The following is a 16,207-nucleotide window of genomic DNA, read 5'->3' as shown; positions in this document are numbered from 1 at the left end:
GTGTGTCACTTCTAGTAAGGCTTCGTGGGTCTTTCACGGGATCGTGTCGTCATTTCGGCCACTTGCCCGTTCCGGGACGATCGTGCCTTCCACCCCTTGGACGCCGAGATCACCCCACCTGGTTCGGGCCGATTCCGGAGACTCGGGTGGTTCGTCACCCTCCGTGTCCGAACCTCTTGCTCCCGGTTTGGGTCATGCCCATCTATTCGTTGTTCGCACACCGAATACCGTCGAGCTTGCGAGGGTTCGCGCCGGACGCTCCACAGATGTCCGAGTCGTTGGCGCCCGGCCCGTACTTTCGACCGATTCCGCACCTCGACCGGCCCGCACTTCGATCAGCCCACACTTCGATCAGCCCGCGCCTCGACCGGCCCGCGCCTTGACCGGCCCGCGCCTTGACCGGCCCGCGCCTCGATCGGCCCGTATCTCAACCGGTCCCGTTCGTCCCGACCCCGTCGAGCCCGCCCTCGCTCAGTTCCGGTGAGGACACCCCGCGCGGGCGCTCCTCCACCCCGGACGGTCGGTCCAGCTCACCGTCGACCAAGCCCAGCTCCCCGAAGCGCCGCGCGGTCACCAGCACCCGGCTCTCCAGGGAACCCACCGTCTGGTTGTAGGCGGTCACTGTCCGGGTCAGCGCCCGACCCAGCCCCTCCACGTGCCCGCCCAGTGTCGACAAGCGACCGTGCAGCTGCTTGCCCAGGTCGAACACCTCGCGCGCGTTCTCGCTCAACGCCTCCTGTTGCCAGGCGTACTGCGCGGTCCGCAACAGCGAGATGAGCGTGGTCGGTGTCGCGATGTGCACGCGGCGGGCCATGGCGTCCTCCAACAACCCGGAGTCGCGTTCCAGCGCCGGTGCCAGGAACGCCTCGCCGGGGATGAAGAGCACCACGAACTCCGGTGACGGGGTGAACGACGCCCAGTACGACTTCGCGGCCAACTGGTCCACGTGGGTGCGCAGGTGCTTGGCGTGCGCGTGCAGCCGCTCCTCCGCGCTCGGCCCCTCGCCCACCTCCACGGCGTCCAGGTAGGCGGCCAGCGGCACCTTGGAGTCCACGACGATGTTCTTGCCGCCGGCCAGCCGCACCACCATGTCGGGGCGGTGCGCGCCCGCCACGGCCTGTTCCTGGAAGTCGCAGTGCGCGTCCATCCCCGCCAGCTCCGCCACCCGGCGCAGTTGCAGTTCGCCCCAACGGCCGCGCGCCTCGGGTCGACGCAACGCGGTCACCAGGGACTGGGTCTGGTCGCGCAGGCGTTCGGAACCCTCCCGCACGAGGTCCACCTGCTTGGCGAGTTCGGCGTGCGCCGCGGCCCGCCCGGAGTCCACCTCGCGCAGCTGCGTTTCCACGCGGTTCAGGGTCTGGGTGAGCGGTTCGACCATCCGTTCCACCGCCCGGCGACGCTCGTCCAGGTCACCGCCCGCCTCGGCGTTGACCGCGCGCAGCCGCCCCTCGGCCAGTTCCATGAATCGTTGATTGGTCTGGTCCAGCGCCTGCGCCGACATCGCCCGGAACCGGTCGGCGAGCTGTTCCTCCACGTAGGTGGCGCGTTCCTCCGCCGATCGGGCGTCGGCCCGGGCCTGGGCGTCCCGACCACGGGCGAGGGCCCATCCGACCGCGACGCCGATGGCGATGCCGATGAGGAGCATGAGTACGAGTGCGAAGCCGTCCATGGTGCCCCATGTTCCCGCAGAGGCGGTGGGGACGGGGGCGATGACGGACGTTTTCCTCGGGTTGTTGGACCGCCCTGGAACTTTCGGCGACTCCCATCGGCACCGGGGATCGACGGCCCGGCATCGTCACGCGAGGGTGCGCCCGTCGAGGGCGGCCGGGTGGGCCGGCCCCCGACGGGCGCATCGTGGGTGAGCCCCGCTCAGTTCCGGTTCCCTCGGCACGACTCCAGGGCGGTGCGCCACTCCCGCAGTGAGCGCCAGAACGCCTCCGGTGGTTCCTCGGGGGTGAGCAGCCACATGCGCTCCCAGGAGGGGGAGGCACGCCCACAGATCTGGGTGCGGGATTCATAAGGCGGATCGCCGGCCACCGGAAACCACAGGTACTCCAACGGTTCCATGAGGGCCATCAGGCGTTCCTCCAGGCCGCGGTCGGGCCGGACCTTGACGAGCATCCAGGGCCGGTAGCGGCGCAGGATCTCCAGTCCACCGGCCACCACTTCGGGTTCGCTCCCGGCGGTGTCGATCTTCACCACGGTGGGAAGACTGCCCGCCGTCTCGTTCCACCGGGCCAGTGTGGTGGCCCCGACGGTCAGGTGGTGCAGGCCGGGGCGGACGTTGTGCACGACCTGATGACACATGTCGTTGTGCAACGCCCGCTGGAGTCGGGCCGTGCCGTTGTGGTTGCTCAGGGCCAGTTCGACCACGCTGAAACCGAGATGGGCCGCCGACGACACCGAGCGCGCCGCCGCGGCGAGCTCGGGTGTGGGCTCGAAGGCGAATACGGGCCGGCGCGAACGCGCGGCGGCGAGCATCGCGTACACGCCCACCCCCGCCCCCACGTCCAGGACCGCGCCCGGTCCGGTGTGGTCCAGGATCGCCATGAAGCAGGAGAGGCTGTCGGGCTCGTGCCAGGACAGCCCCTGGGCGGCCAACCTGCGGGGGACCGTCAGGTCACCCGGCAGTTGGAGTTCGACCCGGTCCGGGCCCAGGGCCCGTGTGTCGCTCTCGGTGCGAGGGAGCGTGAGGGTGAGGTGGCGGCGGCGCGGCGGGACACGGGCGGGGTCCAGGCCACCGAGTCGTCTGGGCAGGTGGACGCGGATCCGGCGGGTGGCGAAACGCACGATCGGGTATCGGCGCACGAGTGCGCGCAGTTGGTCGTGGACCACAGTGTCCTCTTCCCCCAAAGAATGGTGCCGTGGGCGTCGCCGGTCACCCCGCCGTCCGATCTGTGTACTTGTTCGGACGTCTCCGTCTCCCCGTCCGAGGTGCCCGGCTTCGCACCTCGAACCTACTCTGAGTAGCGATGTCGGTGCACTGGGTTTTCATGAAAGTTCTCGGTCCTCGCCCACCCGTCGGGACGCATACACTCTGAGCTTGTGAGTCTGTCTATCGGGATCGTCGGCCTGCCCAACGTCGGCAAGTCCACCCTTTTCAACGCCCTGACCAAAAACGACGCTCTGGCCGCGAACTATCCGTTCGCGACCATCGAGCCCAACGTCGGGGTCGTGGGTGTTCCCGATGCCCGGCTCGGAAAGCTGGCCGAGATCTTCGGTTCCGCGAAGATCCTTCCGGCGACGGTGGACTTCGTGGACATCGCGGGCATCGTCCGCGGCGCCTCCACCGGTGAGGGCCTGGGTAACAAGTTCCTCGCCAACATCCGCGAGAGCGACGCGATCTGCCAGGTCATCCGGGCCTTCGAGGACGCCGACGTCACCCACGTCGACGGTGACATCGAGCCCTCCCGCGACATCGAGACCATCAACACCGAACTGATCCTCGCCGACCTCCAGACCCTGGAGAAGGCGATCCCGCGCCTGGAGAAGGACGCCAAGCGCAACGCCAAGGACAAGGGCGCCCAGGAGCTCCTCGTGGCCGCCAACGAGGCCCAGGAGATCCTGAACGAGGGCACTTCGCTGTCCCAGGCCAAGGGTGTGGACCTGGGCCGGCTGCGCGAGCTGAGCCTGCTCACCGTCAAGCCGTTCATCTACGTGTTCAACCTCGACAGCGACGAGCTCGAAGACGAGGCCCTGCGCACCAAGCTGCAGGAGCTGGTCTCCCCGGCCGAGGCGATCTTCCTCGACGCCAAGATCGAGGCGGAGCTGGCCGAGCTGGAGGAGGACGAGGCCCAGGAGCTGCTGGAGTCCCTCGGCCAGACCGAGTCGGGCCTGGCCCAGCTCGTCCGCGTCGGCTTCGCCACGCTCGGGCTTCAGACGTACCTGACCGCGGGTCCCAAGGAGGCGCGCGCCTGGACGATCAGGAAGGGCGCGACGGCCCCCCAGGCGGCCGGTGTCATCCACACCGACTTCGAACGCGGCTTCATCAAGGCCGAGACCGTGTCCTTCGACGACCTCGTCGAGAACGGCGACATGGCCGCGGCCCGCGCCGCGGGCAAGGTCCGTATGGAGGGCAAGGAATACGTGATGTCGGACGGCGACGTTGTGGAGTTCCGTTTCAACGTCTGATCCGATGCGAGGGCGGTCCGGGGAGTCCTGGGCCGCCCTTCGTGACACCTGGCGACGCTCGCTCTGGGTCACACCCGAGTCGGGGCCGCGTCACCGCGGCCCGGCCAAGCTTTTCGTGAAGGAGAAGACCTACTGTGCCGGTCCCACTGAGTATTCTCGACCTTGTCTCCATCTCCGAGGGGTCGACGGCCCGCGAGGGCATCGCGGCGTCGATGTCGGCGGCGCGTGTGGCCGACCGGCTCGGCTATACGCGACTCTGGTTCGCGGAGCACCACAACACCATGAACCTCGCCGCCAGCGCCACGGCGTTGCTCATCGACCAGGCCGCCACGGTGACCGAGCGGATCCGCGTGGGATCGGGCGGCGTCATGTTCCCCAACCACGCCCCGCTCATGGTGGCCGAACAGTACGGCACGCTGGCCAACATCCACGGTGACCGTATCGACCTCGGTCTGGGCCGGGCGCCGGGCACCGACATGATGACGGCCCAGGCGCTGAGCCGTTCCTCGGCCGAACCGCAGGCGTTCGCGGAGAACATCTTCGACCTCCAGGGCTGGTTCGGCAGCGAAGGCACGAGCCGGAGCGCGCCGATCGCCTCGGCGGTGTCCCAGGGCACCGAGGTCCCGATCTGGGTCCTCGGCTCGACCGTCAACGGTGCTTCCATCGCCGGTCAGCTCGGGCTGCCGTTCTCCGTCGCCTCGCACTTCGCGCCCGACCAGCTCGACGACGCGATCAAGGTCTACCGGAGCAGCTTCACCGCCGACGCTCCGACGGCGCAGATCGACAAGCCCTACGTCATGGCCGGAATCAACGTGATGGTGGCCGACAGCGACGCCGAGGCCGAGCGCGAGTACACCACCCTGATCCAGATGTTCGGCGACATCTCGACCGGCCGGCGTCGCAAGCTCCAGCCGCCGATCGACCCGGCCCAGGCGCGGGGCGGGGACAACCCGATGCTCAGCATCAAGGCCGTGGGCGGCCCGCGGACCGCCGTGCGTCAGCTGACCGAGTTCGTCGAGCGCACGGGCGCCGATGAGCTCATCACCGTCACCTACGCCTACGACCCGGCCGTCCGTGAACGCTCACTCCAGCTGCTGGCCGAGAACTGGTTCTGACCCCGCTTCTCGTCCTCACCGGGGATCCGGTCGACGGCGCGGCCCGGGGTCAGTTGCTCACCCCGATGGCCTTGCCGATGGTCGCGTCGTCCTCCAGGACCCGGAGCATGTACGCGGCGAGGTCGGCCCGGGTGATCGTGCCACCGAGCCGGCCCTGGTCCGCCACCTCCAACGCACGCCACGCACCCGTGGGCCGCTTGTCGGTGAGTCCCGTCGGTCGGACCACGGTCCAGTCCAGCCCCGAAGTCCGGACGGCCGCCTCCTGCTCGTTGTGGTCGGCCAGGGGTTTGGCGAGCAGGAGCCGGGTGATCAGACCGATCGGGCCGGGGAGTTGTGAAGTGGAGTCGCCCGCGCCCAGGGAGGACTGAACGAGGAGGCGGCGCACCCCGGCCTCCTCCATCGCCTTGATCACGCTCTTGGTGACCGCGGTGCGCTGATGGGGCACTCCCTTCGCGCCGCCCACGGTCACCACGACGGCGTCGGCTTCGGTGACCGCTTCCGCGGCCACGGTGGGATCCGTGGCGTCGCCGGTGATCACGCGGCCCGCGCCTGCGGCGTCGGCGGCGCGCGAGACGATCGTGACGTCGTGTCCCGCCTCGCGCGCGAGGGCGGCCAGTCGCGCGCCGGTGCCCTGAGAACCGCCGACCAAAGTGATCTTCACGGAGTCCTCGTTCGTCGTTCGTGGATGTCGTAGGAACTCTAGTCCCGGGGCGACGTCGTGGAGTTCCGCTTCAAGGTCTCGAATCCACTCGACGGACGAGCACCCACGAGAGGTCCTCCACGGGCCCGTGGCGGAGTCATGAGCGTGAGCTTCCTCTTCGGACGCGTATGTCGTTCATGCATACGGCCGATACGTCGACGATCCGCCCCTGGAAACCGCGGTTCTCCAGGTCGGTGGTCGCGTGGTCCTCCGCCTGCATTCGCGCGAGCGTCTCCGCGTCGACCGGGTCGGGCTCGTCGATGACGACTTCGGATCGGAACTGGTAGCCGGCGAGTTCGGGACCGTACAGGAAGGTTCCCTCACGGCTGAAGGTCGCACTGAACAACCCATGATCGCTCTGCTCGGCCAACAACCGGGTGCGTTGTTGCGATGTCAGATCAGTGAACCTGCCTCGAACGGTCACTCGATAGGTTCGTTCCATCAGTTCGTCTCTCTCCGTGTCGCCAGGTCGAATATGTCGACGACCTCATTGATCGTTTCCTCCGCTGAGGTCGGCAGTGTTCCCGCGTCGATACGGGCCGCGGAGGCGTCGAGCGTCGTGCGGAGCACGTATGCCATGAACCACGGGTCGAAGGGGCGCATTTCGTCGCGGTTCTGACCGTCCTCGAACAGTCCGATCAGGCCGCGGAACGACTCTTCCATTCGGGAGGTGAACCGGGCGGTGTCGAACCGGCTCTGGAACCCGACCACGGCGATCAGCGCTCCCGTCTGGACCGGGTGCTCCGCGCAGAAGCTCAGGTAGCCGCGAATGTAGTCCCGGAGCCGCTCGGAACTCGGGGAGGGGCCGGACAACAGCGCGTCGAGTGTCGGCCCGATCGTCGAGGTGGCGCTCAACGCCACCGCTTCGGCCAGTTCCGCCTTGTCGGCGAAGTTGCTGTGGAATGCTCCCCTGCTGTACCCGGCGTGCTCGGCCACAGTGTGGAGCGAGGTGTCGGAGACACCGAACCGGGCGAAGAGCTCGGTCGCGGAGTCGACCAACCGCCGTCGCGTCTCCTCGCGGCTCTCATCGCGCGACAGTCGTGTCCGAGCACCCTGGGTCTGACTCGTCATGGCCACGAGCATACCAGTATGTATCTGGATCCTGTTGGGTATCTGGATCGGCGCAGCGGCGGATTCGGTGAACTGGTGGAGCGAGGGCCGGTTCCACGCCGTGCCCGCCACGGAGGCTGTTCGGCTCCGGAACCCGTGGAGCCCATGGCCGAGCGCGGATGGGGCGAGCACGTAGGAGACCGGTGGGCATCGCCACACCGGCACCGTCGCCTGGACGCGATATCATGGACGGGCCTGAAAGATCTTGGCTGGTGTGGTTATTCCAGCCCTCACTCTCTTGAGATGCAGTCGTACCCGACGGTGCGAACCCGAGGCGCCCGATACCTCTTACCCAAGGGGCGGCGCCACCGTCTGCATCGATGGCGTCGTCGTCCCTGAAAAGGAACCGACGTTGAGCAAGAAGAGCATCTTTCTCTCCCAGATCATCATGACCTTCATCATGGCCTCGACGATGTCGGGCCTCCTGGGCATGATCTTCTCCGGTGGCCCGTCCATGGAGTGGCTGGTCACCTGGCCCAAGCAGTTCATCATCGCCTGGCCCATCGCCTTCGCCCTGACCATGGTCGCCTGGCCCGCGTCGATGGCGCTCACCGGCTTCATCCTTCGCCCCCGTGGCGAGCAGGCGGCTGCCGTTTCCGAGGCGAACTGATCCGCTGAGGCCGCGCCTCAGCGGGCGACCGGCGGGGTCAGGTACAGGCGGCCGTGTTCGTCGATGCGCATGAGCGCCTGTGAGGGATTGTGCGCGATCTCCCACAGGTGCCCGTCCGGGTCGGCCACGTAACCCGAATGGCCGCCCCATTCCTTGGACTCCGGGGCGCGCACGGCGGTGGCCCCCGCCGCGACCCACGCGGCGAACACCTGGTCGACCTCGGATACGGAGTCCAGGTTCATCGCCAGGGTGACCCCGCGGAAGCCCTCGCCGGCGGCGGGCCGCCCGGTGTCCGCCGCCAGGGCGTCCCACCCGTACAGGGCCAGGGCCGTTCCGGTGGTGGGCAGGAACACGATGCCGCCCAGGTCGTGTCGGCGCTCGAAGCCCACGGCCACGTAGAAGTCCGCGGCGGCGGCGACGTCGTGCACGCCCAGGGTGACGAGACTGAGTCGTTGGTCCATGGCGGGCACACTACGCGGGAGTGGCCGTCACAGGTCGTGGCGCTCGCGGTGGGCGGCCGACTCGATGGTGTCCGGACCGGCTTGCGCGAGGCCGGACTTCAGGGCTCGGCGGTAACCGATGACGGAGACGACCAGCGCGGCGACGCCCAGGACGGTGAGCGAGGGCACCTCGACGCCCATCCCGATGGCGGTCGCGAAGAGGCCGGCACACAGCAGCGCGCCCGCCCACCACCAGCGCGGACCGCCCAGAGCGATCCCTCCGTAGACGGCCGCCCCGATGATGGTCCCGACGACGAGGAGGACGCCCAGGCCGATGAGACCGATGATCACGGGGATCAGCGAGTCCGGGGGTTCGGCGTCGGGATGGAAGTACAGCGGGAGTCCGACGGCCGCGACGCACACGACGCCCAGGACGAGCGCCGTGGTGGCCGCCAGGGTGAGCTTCGCGGTCGTATCGAGGGAATCCTCGTACCGATCCAGGGTCGCCGACCACGAGGCCCACATGATCCAACCCACGGAGGTCAGAAGTACGCCCGACCCGAGCGGGACGAGGAACACGGGGCCTCCGAGGCCGCCGGTGAGCAGTTCGATCACGATGCCGATCGGAACGCCCGGGAACAGGAACGCCAACCCCACCAGCGCGGCGTAGCCGAACACCCGCGTCGCCCGTCGGGCCGGGTGTTCGTTCTTTCGGTTCTTGCGGAATTCGCGCCGTAATCGGCGAAGTCGTTGGTCCATGGCGTGCACACTACGCCGAGGTGCCGACGCCGGCCCGGGTGTGGGTGCGGGGGCGGGCGAGCAGGCCCAGCACGATGAGGGTCTGCGCGACGATGTAGGTGCTCATCACCCAGAACCCGCCCAAGGGCACCGCGTCCCATCCTGGCGCGAACGCGCGCAGGGCGATCAGGGCGTCCGAAATCAGGAACAGCGCGCCGCCGGCCGCCACCCACGGGCCCAGCCCGGTGGAGAGCACCGCCATCAGCCCCAGCACGAGGCCGTACAACAGCACCGGGACCAAGAGACCGCCGGCGTGCGGGGCGCACGCCCACACCAGGAGCGCCACGAACCCGATGTAGGGCGCCAGCAGCCACCTGCGCCGGGTCAGCACGCTGTCGGACCGGTAGGGCCAGAACGCCGCCACGTACACCACTTGCGCGATGAGGAAGAACCCCACCATCAGCAGGAACGCGAGGTCGCCCGAGGCGAACGCCGGGGCGGTGTCGCCGAGCCAGGAGAACACCAGCGCGACCATCGCCAGGATGATCAGTCGGCCGCGCGGTCGCCCGGTGGCGCCGGCGAGCACCAACAGCAGGGCGGGCATGAGGAACACCTGCGTCGGTCGATCCCAGGCCGCTATCCCGAGCAGTTGGATCACCAGGTGCGCCACCGCGAGTACGGCGAAGAGGATCAGGAGGACGCGGGGAAGTGTGCGACTGGGGATCATCCGGACATCTTAGGGGTGATGCAGGTCACTGAGGTGTGAATGTCCCCTTTTCGAACGGGTTCGCCGGAGGTCCCCGCGGCCCGGTCGGCCCCGAATCGATGCCGGGATCGGTGCCCGCAAGCCACATCTTGCTCTCCAGCGGGTGACTAATCCCTTTACGGTCTGGCCAGAAATGCGCCCGTCGACACCTCTTCACAGAGGTTTCTGTGGAGAATTGTCGTACTCTAGGCCCTTTGGGTGGTTTTCCCTTGGGGTGCAATGTGCCCTCGATGGGGAAACGCGGGCCCTTCCTGGGCGCTCCCAACCCGCACAATGCCTCACTATAGGGATGGGGTAGACAAGTGCATGACCGAAGCGTCGGCGACAACGTCGGCGCGTAACCGTGTTCAGGAGGCGGGGATGGCCAAGGTGCGTGACCGGGCCGACGACGACCACGATCTCGACGCCCCGCGCACCCGCACTCCACGCGCGGGCGCGGGCGGTCGCTGGTGGGTCGGTGTGGGGCGCGTCCTGCTGTGGGCGTTCATCATCGTCGTCGTCTTCAACGGCATCTGGTTCCCCATCCGCAACGGGTTCTCCCTCCCCATCTCCTCGGCCTCCGAACCCGAGACCTCCGAGTCCGCGGCCTTCCCCGAGACCTCCGCCGCCGCGTTCGCCCTGCGCTTCGCCGGCACCTACCTCGATACCTCCGACCCCGAGGCCCGCCAGAGCGCCCTGGCCGCGTTCGTCCCCGAAGACGAGACCGGCGGCCTCGCCCTTCCCGCCGACAGCCTCACCGGCGACAACCTCACCGTCGTCGCCGTCGACGTCCTGGACGACCACAACGCCCGCGTGGTGGTGCGCGCCGACGTCAACGGCGAACCCATGGGCCTGGAGGTGCCCGTCTACAGCGACGGCGACGCCCTGGTGCTCTCCGGACCTCCCGCGCTCATGGCCGCCCCCGCCCAGGCGGAACTGCCGCAGGGGCAGTCCTACGACACCGACGAACAGGCCGCCGAACAGCTCACCGACACCCTCTCCGGCTTCTTCGAGGTCTACGCGGAGGAAGCCGGGCACCTCGACCGGTACGTGGAACCCGGCGCCACGATCGCCCCACTTCCGGCGAACACCCTGGAATTCGCCGAACTGACCGATATCACCGTGCCATCTCAGTCCTCGACCGAGGATGATGACGTACGTCAGGTATCGGCCACCGTGTCCTGGTCCCTTCCCGCCGCCGAACCGGCGGAGGGCGCCGCGGGGACCGGGACGATGGCACAGAACTACCTGGTCACGGTCGTCAACTCGGGCAACGAGTGGTACGTGCGTGACATCCAGGGCGCCCCGCATTCGTTCGGCGGATGACGGGGCCCGTAGGCAAGGAGACGAGAAGGACCATGCGCACACCAGTAACGACACCGGAGGGAGACGCCTGACATGCTCCCCCTGCTGTCCTCCACCGCCGACGCCATGACGGCCCTCGGCGGTACGGACCTTCTCCACCTGGCGGCCGAGACCCCCACCGAGAACGCCCCCGACACCGGCGGCCTCGCGGAGTTCCTGCGCGGGTTCTTCGGTCCGCTCTTCCTCGTCATCGTGTCCATCGTCGCGATCTTCTTCCTGTTCACCAGGGAGATCACCCGGTTCGCGCAGTTCATGATCCTGGCGATCTTCATCGGGATCGTCTTCTACGTCCCCGGCATCATCGAGGTCATCGCGGTGGCCATCGCCCGAGCGATGGGCGTACCGACGGAATAGGCGAGGGAGGCCGGAAACGTGGATCTGCCCACATACACCAACATCTGGCGTATCGAAAAGCGGCTGTACAAGCTCTACGATTTCCGGCTGCCCATGCCGCTTCCGGTCGGTACCTTCGGTGTCGCCCTGGGCGTCTTCGCGCTCTGGGTGGTGCTGCTGACCCTGCTGCGGGCCCCGTTCGACTTCGGTAACGGCTGGCACCTGGTGCTGTGGGTCGTCCCGCCCGGGGTGATCACCGTGCTCGCGACCCGGCCGGTGATCGAGGGCAAACGCCTCACCGAACTGCTCATCTCGCAGACGCGCTTCCTCGCCGAGGCGCGTGTGTACACCCGGATGGCCCCGGAGTACGAACCGGCGCAGGTCCGGGTCGCGGTGCGCGTGTGGCACCGGGACCCGGCCGCCGGTCCACTGCCCCTGGCCCGCGGTGGCCGCCGCGGGCGCGTGGAGGAGGAGACGGCGCTCGCCGAACACGAGGCCTCCGTCGAGGAGGCCCCGGTTCCCGAGGTCTCAGAGAAGGAACTGGCCCTGCGCGCCGCTCGGGAGGCCGCCCCGCCACTGCGCGGGGTGCCCACCCCCGAACCCGCTGCCGAACCGGAGCCCGAACCCGACGACGCCGTCGAGTACACCCCGGCCCGCAAGGTCCCGGTCACCGTCGGGGCCACGGCGGAGGCTCCCGACCGGGAGGAGGCGCCCATGGCCATGACCACCACGCGGCCCCCCGGTCAGGACGAGGGCGAGGAGAATCGTCCGCGTCGCGGCGTGGGCCGCCGGGTGCTCGGATACTTCGGGTTCGGCCTGTCCGCGAACGACGACGGCACCCCGCCGCCCCGTGAGGATCACCGCGCGCTCTCACACGCCGGTGGGGAGGAAGAGGACGACGTCGACTTCGGCGAACCCCTCTACGTCTCCGAGGAGGACGAGCAGCGCGACCGCGACGAGTGGTTCGCCCAGCTGAAGGCCTCCTCGGGTGAGACTCCCGTGGGGCTGACCTCCAAGAGCGCCTACGCCCCCAGCGACACCGGGGCGATGAGCAGCGCCGAACTCGGCGAGGCCGTACGCCGAGAGCCGGAACCGGAGTCCTCGCTCGATTCCGTGCCCTCGCGCCGCCTGCGCGGGCGCGTGCAGGGGATTCAGGTGGCCCGGGACCTGGACGCCCGCCGTGAACGTGAGGGCGAGCCCACCGACGTCACCGCGCACACCGAGGTGAGCGACGCACCCGAGCGCGCCCGCGAGAGGGTGCGCCCGCCGGCGGAGTCGCAGAAGGCCCGTGGTCGGGCACTGCCCGTCACCGACGACGAGAAGGTTCAGAAGAAGGAGGCCGAGCGGCCGCGCCGCAAGGAGCGCCCGCACGCCTCCCCCTGGGAGCTGGAGAAGCCGGAACGCCGGGGCGAGTACCCGGACCTGTCGGACTACGCGGCCCGATACGCCGAGGCGACCGGTCGCCCTTCGGCGGCCCGCAACGTCGCACCGGCCCCCTGGCTGCCCCCCGCCTCGGGCACTCCGAAGAAGACCGAGGAGCAGCGCCGGGCCGACGTCGAGGTCGAAGAGACCGAGACGGACGCGCCGGTGGAGAAGGTCGAGACCGAGACCGAGGCGCCCGCGGCCGTAACCGAGGCGCCCGCAGCCGTAACCGAGGCCCCCGCGGCCGTAACCGAGGCGCCCGCTCAGAAGGCCGCGACGGAGGCGCCCGCTCAGCAGGCCGAGACCGACGCCTCCTGGGAGGATCACGGAACCCCGGACCGGGTCGGCCGTACGGAAGCCGGTCCCCAGGTCTCGCACGCGGCGCGACCCCGCCCGCAGGTTCCCGAACTGGACCACGGCACCGGCGAGCAGGACAACCACATGTCCGTGCTCGACCGGCACCTGATCAAGGCCGACACCCCCGCGCCGCCGCGGCCCAAGTTCGCCGACGCGATCCCCGTGGAAGAGCGACCGGTCGAGCCCACCGACTCTTCCGAATGGTTCGACGACGGCAAGCGCCGCCACCCGGACCAGCCGAAGGTCGGCGACAAGGACAACCCGGTGATCCCCGTCAGCGAGCTCCGTGAGGAGCGCCGTAAGCAGGAACGCGAAGAGGAAGAGGAGCGGCGGACCGCGGAGGAGGCCGCCGAGGCCGAGGCCGTCAAGCCCGCCACCCAGCTGGACCACGGCACCGGGGAACTCGTCAGCTTCGTCGAGGTCCGTGCGGAACCCAAGCCCAGGCCCAGGCCCAGGCCCAAGGCGAAGCGCCCCGAACCCAAGCCCGAACCCCGAGCCAAGCCGCAGCCCGAACCCGAGCCGGCCCGCCCCACCGAGGCGGAGCTCGCCGAGGCGGAGGAGGCCGCGCTGCGGGCGCGGCGCCGCGACAAGGAGGCGGAGCGGCCCGGCGAGGACCTCCCGACCGAGAAACAGGCCGAGAAGCAGGCCGAAGAACCCGCGGAGAAGCAGGCCGAGGAACAGACCGATGCCGCTCACGACCCCCACGACCCCCACGACGGGGTGTTCCACCGGGTGGCGCACAACGCGCGACGCATCGGGCAGCTCTTCGGCCAGCCGACCCCCGGCGAGGAACCCGAACCGCCCGAGCACCACCCCGCCACCACCGAACCCGAACCCGAACCGGCCAAGCCGGGCCTGGAACTCGACCACGGAACCGGTGAACAGGACCGCCTGACCGAGCCCGCCCCGGCCACCGAGGAACCGGCGACGGACTCCGGTGGAACCCGCGGCTGGCGCCGGCTCGCCAAGGTCGTCACGGGCGGCGGCACCCCGGTCCGATCGGACCTGCCCACCGCCGACATCGAACGGTTGCGCGCCCCGCTGGCGGAACCGCGTTCCCTGGTGGTGCTGGGCTGCACCGGCGGTGCCGGGCAGACGGTGACGGCGCTGATGGTCGGCCACACCCTCGCGGTGCACCGCGACGATCGGGTGGTGGCGGTCGACGTCAATCCCGGCGCCAACGGTCTGTCCCGCCGGGTGGGCGCCCAGGCCCCGGAGACGCTCACCGCGCTGCTGGCCAACGCCGACGCGATCGACGAGTACGAGCACATGCGCTCCTACGCCGGCCGCGCCCGCACGGGTCTGGAGGTCGTGCAGACCCTCGACGACCCGTACGTGCAGACCCTGGACGATCGTGACTACGGTCAGCTCACCGACCTGCTGGGTTCGTTCTACGGCATCACCCTGCTGGACCCGGCCGCCACCGGGGTGGCCCGTGCGCTCCCGGTCGCCGACGGGCTCGTCCTGGTCGCCCCGGCCAGCGCCGACGCGGAGAGGGCGGTGTCCATGACGTTCGAGTGGTTGGACGGCAATGGATACGCGGCCCTGCGCGCCAACTCGGTCCTGGTGGTCAACGGGGTGAGCAAGCGCAGCCTGCCGGACGTCGACGCCGCCGAACGGGTGGCCCGCGGTCGCTGCCGCGCGATCGTGCGCATCCCGTGGGACGACCACCTGGGCGCGTCCTACACGAAGATCGACGTGGGGGCGTTGAAACCGGCCACCAAGCGCGCCCACGGGGCGTTGGCCGGGGTCCTGGTCAACACGCTGGAACCGGTCGGGCAGTCCTGAGGTCGACGAACGTGTGAGGCCCGCCCCGTTCAGGGGCGGGCCTCACAGGTTTCGTTCGTAGCCGTGTCGGCGTCTCCAGCGCCGGGTCGGCCGGGGTTCGCCCGTGACGGAGCGGCGTTCGAGATGGTGCGTCGCAAGACGGTGGAAAGCCCGCATAGCGGTTCCTCTATGGTCCGCTATGGGCTTTTCGCCACTACGGCGAGGTGCCGTGCCGAACTCCTGGACGGGGTGAACCTTGGCCGACGTCGCACTAACGTCCGGCCGGGGTGGTGTCCGCGGCGCCGAGGAACTCGGGTCGTGCCGTACCCGCGCTGAACGGCTTGGTGCAGGCGTTGTCCACGCTGTTGAACACGATGAACACGTTGGACCGTGGGAAGGGCGTGATGTTGCCGCCGGACCCGTGCATGCAGTTGGAGTCGAACACGGTGACGTCGCCCGCGGCGCCGGTGAGGACGTCGATGCCGTGCCGTTCGGCCAGCATGGACAGTGATTCCTGGTCCGGGGTGCCCACGTGTTGGCTCTTGAGCGATGCCTTGTAGTGGTGGTCCGGTGTCTCTCCCACGCACGAGACGAACGTCTTGTGCGAGCCCGGCATGATCATCAGGGCACCGTTGTGGGTGTAGTTGTCGGTGAGAGCCACCGAGAAGCTGACGGCGCGCATCCGTGGCATGCCGTCCTCGGCGTGCCAGGTCTCGAAGTCCGAGTGCCAATAGAACGAGCCGCCCCCGAAGCCGGGTTTGTAGTTGACGCGGCTCTGGTGCACGTACACGTCGGTTCCGAGGATCTGACGGGCGCGATCGACCAGTCGGGGATCGTTGACCAGGTCGGAGAAGACCCCGCTGATCTTGTGCACCTCGAACACGGACCGCACCTCGTCGGAGGCGGGTTCCACGACGACGCGCTCGTCCTCGCGCAGCTTCGGGTCGCCTGCGAGACGGCGTAGTTCGGCCCGGTAGGTCTCCACCTCGTCGGTGGTGACCATGGACGGGACCTGGGTGTATCCGCGCTTCTCGTAGCCGCTCAGTTCGTCGGGTCCGAAGGGTCCATCATCCCCACCACGCCAGGCGACGGGGTCGCGACGGTAGAGCAGGGAGGGTTCGGATGCCTTACGGGTCGGGTAGTCGTCCGCGGTCGGAAGATCCATCTGCAGAGTCATGACCGTTCCCCTCGATGAGGGGAGCTCCTCTCCGTTCGGGTTCTCCGTACGACTCGTGAACTTAACAAATTCACATGGTGGGGACGAGTGGTGCATTCGTGCGCGCTTGTTTACCATGCGGTCATCTGGGTATTACTGCCATACTATATGGGCGAAAAGCGAAAACCCGGAGGTTATTTCTTCGGGTTTTTCGGGCG

15 protein-coding genes are annotated in these 16,207 nt (G+C 69.0%); 6 read left to right on the top strand and 9 right to left on the bottom strand.

Annotated features, from left to right (window positions below; genetic code table 11):
- Nucleotides 1-427 precede the first annotated feature (427 nt).
- Nucleotides 428-1,669 (bottom strand): DNA recombination protein RmuC, encoded by a 1,242-nt coding sequence (gene rmuC / locus BQ8420_RS00760; RefSeq protein WP_087095847.1) that lies wholly within the window; start codon nucleotides 1,667-1,669, stop codon nucleotides 428-430.
- A gap of 200 nt (nucleotides 1,670-1,869) precedes the next feature.
- On the bottom strand, nucleotides 1,870-2,835 hold the full coding sequence (locus BQ8420_RS00755) for an FkbM family methyltransferase (RefSeq protein ID WP_087095846.1): 966 nt from the start codon (nucleotides 2,833-2,835) through the stop codon (nucleotides 1,870-1,872).
- A gap of 210 nt (nucleotides 2,836-3,045) precedes the next feature.
- Here BQ8420_RS00755 and ychF point away from each other — a divergent pair, with 210 nt between their 5' ends.
- Both ychF and BQ8420_RS00745 read left to right on the top strand, forming a co-directional pair.
- Nucleotides 3,046-4,131 (top strand): redox-regulated ATPase YchF, encoded by a 1,086-nt coding sequence (gene ychF / locus BQ8420_RS00750; RefSeq protein WP_087095845.1) that lies wholly within the window; start codon nucleotides 3,046-3,048, stop codon nucleotides 4,129-4,131.
- A 134-nt stretch (nucleotides 4,132-4,265) separates the two neighbouring features.
- Nucleotides 4,266-5,246: an LLM class flavin-dependent oxidoreductase gene (locus BQ8420_RS00745; protein WP_087095844.1), complete on the top strand. Its 981-nt coding sequence runs from the start codon at nucleotides 4,266-4,268 to the stop codon at nucleotides 5,244-5,246.
- Nucleotides 5,247-5,295: 49 nt separating this feature from the next.
- On the opposite strand, the gene BQ8420_RS00740 is transcribed toward BQ8420_RS00745, so the two are convergent.
- The 3 genes from BQ8420_RS00740 to BQ8420_RS00730 form a co-directional block, all read right to left on the bottom strand.
- Nucleotides 5,296-5,907: an NAD(P)-dependent oxidoreductase gene (locus BQ8420_RS00740; RefSeq protein WP_160049262.1), complete on the bottom strand. Its 612-nt coding sequence runs from the start codon at nucleotides 5,905-5,907 to the stop codon at nucleotides 5,296-5,298.
- A 136-nt stretch (nucleotides 5,908-6,043) separates the two neighbouring features.
- A complete protein-coding gene (locus BQ8420_RS00735) occupies nucleotides 6,044-6,388 on the bottom strand; it encodes a DUF6204 family protein (protein WP_087095842.1) in 345 nt (114 codons plus the stop codon).
- A complete protein-coding gene (locus tag BQ8420_RS00730) occupies nucleotides 6,388-7,017 on the bottom strand; it encodes a TetR/AcrR family transcriptional regulator (protein WP_087095923.1) in 630 nt (209 codons plus the stop codon). Before BQ8420_RS00730 ends, BQ8420_RS00735 begins: the two co-directional genes overlap by 1 nt.
- A gap of 391 nt (nucleotides 7,018-7,408) precedes the next feature.
- On the opposite strand from BQ8420_RS00730, the gene BQ8420_RS00725 reads away from it, so the two are divergent.
- Nucleotides 7,409-7,666 (top strand): DUF2798 domain-containing protein, encoded by a 258-nt coding sequence (locus tag BQ8420_RS00725; protein ID WP_087095841.1) that lies wholly within the window; start codon nucleotides 7,409-7,411, stop codon nucleotides 7,664-7,666.
- Between the two features lie 17 nt (nucleotides 7,667-7,683).
- On the opposite strand, the gene BQ8420_RS00720 is transcribed toward BQ8420_RS00725, so the two are convergent.
- The 3 genes from BQ8420_RS00720 to BQ8420_RS00710 are packed head-to-tail and all read right to left on the bottom strand — an operon-like array spanning nucleotide 7,684 to nucleotide 9,571.
- Nucleotides 7,684-8,127 carry a VOC family protein gene (locus BQ8420_RS00720; RefSeq protein WP_087095840.1) on the bottom strand — a complete coding sequence of 148 codons (444 nt, stop codon included), beginning with the start codon at nucleotides 8,125-8,127 and terminating at the stop codon, nucleotides 7,684-7,686.
- Between the two features lie 27 nt (nucleotides 8,128-8,154).
- Complete coding sequence (locus BQ8420_RS00715) at nucleotides 8,155-8,865, bottom strand: hypothetical protein (RefSeq protein ID WP_235005847.1); 711 nt, start codon at nucleotides 8,863-8,865, stop codon at nucleotides 8,155-8,157.
- A 10-nt stretch (nucleotides 8,866-8,875) separates the two neighbouring features.
- Complete coding sequence (locus BQ8420_RS00710; protein ID WP_087095838.1) at nucleotides 8,876-9,571, bottom strand: lysoplasmalogenase; 696 nt, start codon at nucleotides 9,569-9,571, stop codon at nucleotides 8,876-8,878.
- A gap of 399 nt (nucleotides 9,572-9,970) precedes the next feature.
- Between BQ8420_RS00710 and BQ8420_RS00705 the strand changes: the two genes are divergently transcribed.
- The 3 genes from BQ8420_RS00705 to BQ8420_RS00695 all read left to right on the top strand — a co-directional run bounded on the left by BQ8420_RS00705 (nucleotide 9,971) and on the right by BQ8420_RS00695 (nucleotide 14,854).
- Nucleotides 9,971-10,915, top strand: coding sequence for a conjugal transfer protein (locus tag BQ8420_RS00705; protein WP_087095837.1), 945 nt, complete (start codon nucleotides 9,971-9,973; stop codon nucleotides 10,913-10,915).
- Between the two features lie 72 nt (nucleotides 10,916-10,987).
- Complete coding sequence (locus BQ8420_RS00700) at nucleotides 10,988-11,308, top strand: hypothetical protein (RefSeq protein WP_087095836.1); 321 nt, start codon at nucleotides 10,988-10,990, stop codon at nucleotides 11,306-11,308.
- A gap of 18 nt (nucleotides 11,309-11,326) precedes the next feature.
- The gene (locus tag BQ8420_RS00695) at nucleotides 11,327-14,854 is read left to right on the top strand and encodes a TcpE family conjugal transfer membrane protein (RefSeq protein WP_087095835.1); all 3,528 of its coding nucleotides are present in this window, start codon (nucleotides 11,327-11,329) and stop codon (nucleotides 14,852-14,854) included.
- 250 nt (nucleotides 14,855-15,104) lie between these two features.
- On the opposite strand, the gene thpD is transcribed toward BQ8420_RS00695, so the two are convergent.
- Nucleotides 15,105-16,010, bottom strand: coding sequence for an ectoine hydroxylase (gene thpD, locus BQ8420_RS00690; protein WP_200815734.1), 906 nt, complete (start codon nucleotides 16,008-16,010; stop codon nucleotides 15,105-15,107).
- Between the last annotated feature and the right edge of the window lie 197 nt (nucleotides 16,011-16,207).

Source organism: Nocardiopsis sp. JB363, from assembly GCF_900143625.1.
Classification (GTDB): Bacteria; Actinomycetota; Actinomycetes; order Streptosporangiales; family Streptosporangiaceae; genus Nocardiopsis.
Note: the sequence above shows the minus strand (reverse complement) of the source record. Positions and strands in the feature narration are given on the sequence as shown.